The sequence below is a fragment of the Burkholderia sp. ABCPW 111 genome, assembly GCF_000773065.1.
GTDB lineage: Bacteria > Pseudomonadota > Gammaproteobacteria > Burkholderiales > Burkholderiaceae > Burkholderia > Burkholderia savannae.
On the sequence record NZ_JPWT01000013.1, the window covers coordinates 1 to 5,779 of the forward strand.

Genomic DNA, 5,779 nt, shown 5'->3' on the forward strand with positions numbered 1-5,779 from the left:
GTTCAGGGGATTGGCGGAGGCGTAAAAAGCAAAACCCCCGCCGGCGAGGGCGGGGGTTTTCAGAGGGGAGCCTGACGATTACCTACTTTCACACGGGCAATCCGCACTATCATCGGCGTGGAGTCGTTTCACGGTCCTGTTCGGGATGGGAAGGGGTGGGACCGACTCGCTATGGTCATCAGGCAAAGAGGGTTGTTCTGCTGGCGCGGCCAACAGAACCAATCTGGGAAGAAGCAGTAATCTTGGGTGGGTTGTGAGGTTGTATCTCACACATACGCGGGACTTCAACCGCAGTACGTCGAGCGCCTTGCACTCGACACTCGATATCCGTGAGCGCTGACGCGCCAACGACTACCGAGACAGACTTGTTATAGGATCAAGCCTTACGGGCAATTAGTATCGGTTAGCTGAACGCATTACTGCGCTTACACACCCGACCTATCAACGTCCTGGTCTCGAACGACCCTTCAAGGGGATCAAGTCCCCGGGGAAGTCTCATCTTAAGGCGAGTTTCCCGCTTAGATGCTTTCAGCGGTTATCTCTTCCGAACATAGCTACCCGGCGATGCGACTGGCGTCACAACCGGTACACCAGAGGTTCGTCCACTCCGGTCCTCTCGTACTAGGAGCAGCCCCCTTCAAACTTCCAACGCCCACGGCAGATAGGGACCAAACTGTCTCACGACGTTTTAAACCCAGCTCACGTACCTCTTTAAATGGCGAACAGCCATACCCTTGGGACCGGCTACAGCCCCAGGATGAGATGAGCCGACATCGAGGTGCCAAACACCGCCGTCGATATGAACTCTTGGGCGGTATCAGCCTGTTATCCCCAGAGTACCTTTTATCCGTTGAGCGATGGCCCTTCCATACAGAACCACCGGATCACTATGACCTGCTTTCGCACCTGCTCGACTTGTCGGTCTCGCAGTTAAGCACGCTTATGCCATTGCACTATCAGCACGATTTCCGACCGTACCTAGCGTACCTTCGTACTCCTCCGTTACGCTTTGGGAGGAGACCGCCCCAGTCAAACTGCCTACCATGCACTGTCCCCGACCCGGATCACGGGCCAAGGTTAGAACCTCAAACAAACCAGGGTGGTATTTCAAGGACGGCTCCACCGAAACTAGCGTTCCGGTTTCATAGCCTCCCACCTATCCTACACAGATCGGTTCAAAGTCCAATGCAAAGCTACAGTAAAGGTTCATGGGGTCTTTCCGTCTAGCCGCGGGTAGATTGCATCATCACAAACACTTCAACTTCGCTGAGTCTCGGGAGGAGACAGTGTGGCCATCGTTACGCCATTCGTGCAGGTCGGAACTTACCCGACAAGGAATTTCGCTACCTTAGGACCGTTATAGTTACGGCCGCCGTTTACCGGGACTTCAATCAAGAGCTTGCACCCCATCATTTAATCTTCCGGCACCGGGCAGGCGTCACACCCTATACGTCCACTTTCGTGTTTGCAGAGTGCTGTGTTTTTATTAAACAGTCGCAGCCACCAGTTTATTGCAACCCCTTCACCCTTTGCGCGCAGGCGCATCAAGCTACCAGGGCGTACCTTATCCCGAAGTTACGGTACCAATTTGCCGAGTTCCTTCTCCCGAGTTCTCTCAAGCGCCTTAGAATACTCATCTCGCCCACCTGTGTCGGTTTGCGGTACGGTCATTGTTAAACTGAAGCTTAGAGGCTTTTCTTGGAACCACTTCCAATTGCTTCGCTTCCTAAGAAGCTCGCGCCACACCCTTGAATTCCGCGCCCGGATTTGCCTAAGCGCCTTCTCCAATGCAGCGACCGGGACTTCCAACACCCGGACAACCTTCCGCGATCCGTCCCCCCATCGCATTTAACAATGGTGCAGGAATATTGACCTGCTTCCCATCAGCTACGCATTTCTGCCTCGCCTTAGGGGCCGACTCACCCTACGCCGATGAACGTTGCGTAGGAAACCTTGGGCTTACGGCGAGGGGGCCTTTCACCCCCTTTATCGCTACTCATGTCAGCATTCGCACTTCCGATACCTCCAGCACGCTTTTCAACGCACCTTCGCAGGCTTACGGAACGCTCTCCTACCATGCGTGCAAAGCACGCATCCGCAGCTTCGGTATATGGCTTAGCCCCGTTACATCTTCCGCGCAGGACGACTCGATCAGTGAGCTATTACGCTTTCTTTAAAGGGTGGCTGCTTCTAAGCCAACCTCCTGACTGTTTTAGCCTTCCCACTTCGTTTCCCACTTAGCCATATTTGGGGACCTTAGCTGGCGGTCTGGGTTGTTTCCCTCTTGACACCGGACGTTAGCACCCGATGTCTGTCTCCCGTGATTGCACTCTTCGGTATTCGGAGTTTGCTATGGCGGGGTAATCTGCAATAGACCCCCCAACCATGACAGTGCTCTACCCCCGAAGGTGAGACACGAGGCACTACCTAAATAGTTTTCGGAGAGAACCAGCTATTTCCAAGTTTGTTTAGCCTTTCACCCCTATCCACAGCTCATCCCCTAACTTTTCAACGTTAGTGGGTTCGGACCTCCAGTACGTGTTACCGCACCTTCATCCTGGCCATGGATAGATCACTTGGTTTCGGGTCTACGCCCAGCAACTGAACGCCCTATTCGGACTCGCTTTCGCTACGCCTGCCCTATTCGGTTAAGCTTGCTACTGAACGTAAGTCGCTGACCCATTATACAAAAGGTACGCCGTCACCCCTTACGAGGCTCCGACTGTTTGTATGCATGCGGTTTCAGGATCTATTTCACTCCCCTCCCGGGGTTCTTTTCGCCTTTCCCTCACGGTACTGGTTCACTATCGGTCGATCACGAGTATTTAGCCTTGGAGGATGGTCCCCCCATCTTCAGACAGGATTTCACGTGTCCCGCCCTACTTGTCGTACACCTAGTTCTTCCATACTGTTTTCGTCTACAGGGCTATCACCTGCTATGGCCGCACTTTCCAGAGCGTTCGACTAACAATACAGATAAAGAGTACAGGCTCTTCCCATTTCGCTCGCCACTACTTTGGGAATCTCGGTTGATTTCTTTTCCTGCGGTTACTTAGATGTTTCAGTTCACCGCGTTCGCCTCACATGACCTATGTATTCAGCCATGGATACTCCAAAAGGAGTGGGTTTCCCCATTCGGACATCTACGGATCAAAGCTCGTTTGCCAGCTCCCCGTAGCTTTTCGCAGGCTACCGCGTCCTTCATCGCCTGTGATCGCCAAGGCATCCACCACATGCACTTGTTCGCTTGACCCTATAACGAGTCTGTCTCATCTTTCGACGCAACAGTCGCTACAGGTTGAGTTCTCGCGTTGTGCCGTATTCCAAAATTGATGTCGGTCCGGCTTTAGCGCTTTAGCGCTTACGCCGGCCCCACTCCCGAAGGGAGTAGACCCGAATCATCTTGAGATACATCGATACAATCACAACCCGGATAGTTTCCACGTCCATCTCATTAGACGCTTCCGCTATCCAAATTACTTACTTCTTCCAGATTGTTAAAGAACGACAGCCGATACGTACTACGTATCACTCTGACTGGCTCAATCGCCAATGGGGAATACTCGATTCGTTCTCTCGAACCCAATCAAATATTCTCCATTGGGACTCCCTTCGGGAGTGAAATGCCCGTAAGCGCTGAAGCACTAACGAGCACCGCAATTGGTGGAGGCAGACGGGATCGAACCGACGACCCCCTGCTTGCAAAGCAGGTGCTCTCCCAGCTGAGCTATGCCCCCTACAGAGACTTCACCCAGGTTTCCTGCGCCAGACAACTTGGTGGGTCTGGTTGGATTCGAACCAACGACCCCCGCCTTATCAAGACGGTGCTCTAACCGACTGAGCTACAGACCCCTGAGTCTGTCTTGATTACAGCCGATAAGCGTGAGCGCTCAACTTCGCGGAAATAAGCTCGAGAAAGGAGGTGATCCAGCCGCACCTTCCGATACGGCTACCTTGTTACGACTTCACCCCAGTCATGAATCCTACCGTGGTGACCGTCCTCCTTGCGGTTAGACTAGCCACTTCTGGTAAAACCCACTCCCATGGTGTGACGGGCGGTGTGTACAAGACCCGGGAACGTATTCACCGCGGCATGCTGATCCGCGATTACTAGCGATTCCAGCTTCATGCACTCGAGTTGCAGAGTGCAATCCGGACTACGATCGGTTTTCTGGGATTGGCTCCCCCTCGCGGGTTGGCGACCCTCTGTTCCGACCATTGTATGACGTGTGAAGCCCTACCCATAAGGGCCATGAGGACTTGACGTCATCCCCACCTTCCTCCGGTTTGTCACCGGCAGTCTCCTTAGAGTGCTCTTGCGTAGCAACTAAGGACAAGGGTTGCGCTCGTTGCGGGACTTAACCCAACATCTCACGACACGAGCTGACGACAGCCATGCAGCACCTGTGCGCCGGTTCTCTTTCGAGCACTCCCGCCTCTCAGCAGGATTCCGACCATGTCAAGGGTAGGTAAGGTTTTTCGCGTTGCATCGAATTAATCCACATCATCCACCGCTTGTGCGGGTCCCCGTCAATTCCTTTGAGTTTTAATCTTGCGACCGTACTCCCCAGGCGGTCAACTTCACGCGTTAGCTACGTTACTAAGGAAATGAATCCCCAACAACTAGTTGACATCGTTTAGGGCGTGGACTACCAGGGTATCTAATCCTGTTTGCTCCCCACGCTTTCGTGCATGAGCGTCAGTATTGGCCCAGGGGGCTGCCTTCGCCATCGGTATTCCTCCACATCTCTACGCATTTCACTGCTACACGTGGAATTCTACCCCCCTCTGCCATACTCTAGCCTGCCAGTCACCAATGCAGTTCCCAGGTTGAGCCCGGGGATTTCACATCGGTCTTAGCAAACCGCCTGCGCACGCTTTACGCCCAGTAATTCCGATTAACGCTCGCACCCTACGTATTACCGCGGCTGCTGGCACGTAGTTAGCCGGTGCTTATTCTTCCGGTACCGTCATCCCCCTAGGGTATTAGCCCAAAGGTTTTCTTTCCGGACAAAAGTGCTTTACAACCCGAAGGCCTTCTTCACACACGCGGCATTGCTGGATCAGGCTTTCGCCCATTGTCCAAAATTCCCCACTGCTGCCTCCCGTAGGAGTCTGGGCCGTGTCTCAGTCCCAGTGTGGCTGGTCGTCCTCTCAGACCAGCTACTGATCGTCGCCTTGGTAGGCCTTTACCCCACCAACTAGCTAATCAGCCATCGGCCAACCCTATAGCGCGAGGCCCGAAGGTCCCCCGCTTTCATCCGTAGATCGTATGCGGTATTAATCCGGCTTTCGCCGGGCTATCCCCCACTACAGGACATGTTCCGATGTTTTACTCACCCGTTCGCCACTCGCCACCAGGTGCAAGCACCCGTGCTGCCGTTCGACTTGCATGTGTAAGGCATGCCGCCAGCGTTCAATCTGAGCCAGGATCAAACTCTTCAGTTCAATTCCTGTTACTGTTTTCGGTTGTTTCCAACCGGTCGCTCACTCAAAGCTGACAGGTATATGAATTGCTCCATAAACCTGACTTACTTTAGTGTGAGACTCTTGATACTTTTGCTTACGATCCAAGGATCGCCCGCTTCCATCAAGCGCCCACACTTATCGGCTGTTCATTGTTAAAGAGCACATCTGCGAGAAGACTTCACTACTTTCTACCGCCTTCTCAGCAGCGCTGCGTTGTCTGCAGCAGAGAAACGAGATTATGATCACTTATTCGCAGCGCGTCAACAACTTTTTTACTACCGCGTCGCGCTCCGCCCTGATCACCTTTCCG

General features: G+C 53.5%; 2 tRNA genes and 3 rRNA genes. All 5 read right to left on the reverse strand.

The annotated features are described in order from the left end of the window. Nucleotides 1–69 precede the first annotated feature (69 nt). Nucleotides 70–183, reverse strand: a 5S ribosomal RNA gene (rrf, locus tag X946_RS03890). Between the two features lie 189 nt (nt 184–372). Beyond that, nucleotides 373–3,253 (reverse strand): 23S ribosomal RNA (locus X946_RS03895). 408 nt (nt 3,254–3,661) lie between these two features. After that, nucleotides 3,662–3,737, reverse strand: a tRNA-Ala gene (locus X946_RS03900). Nucleotides 3,738–3,775: 38 nt separating this feature from the next. Further along, nucleotides 3,776–3,852 (reverse strand) — tRNA-Ile (locus tag X946_RS03905). A 63-nt stretch (nt 3,853–3,915) separates the two neighbouring features. Then, nucleotides 3,916–5,448: ribosomal RNA gene (locus tag X946_RS03910) — 16S ribosomal RNA — on the reverse strand. The 16S, 23S and 5S rRNA genes sit together here with 2 tRNA genes alongside, the layout of an rRNA operon. Between the last annotated feature and the right edge of the window lie 331 nt (nt 5,449–5,779).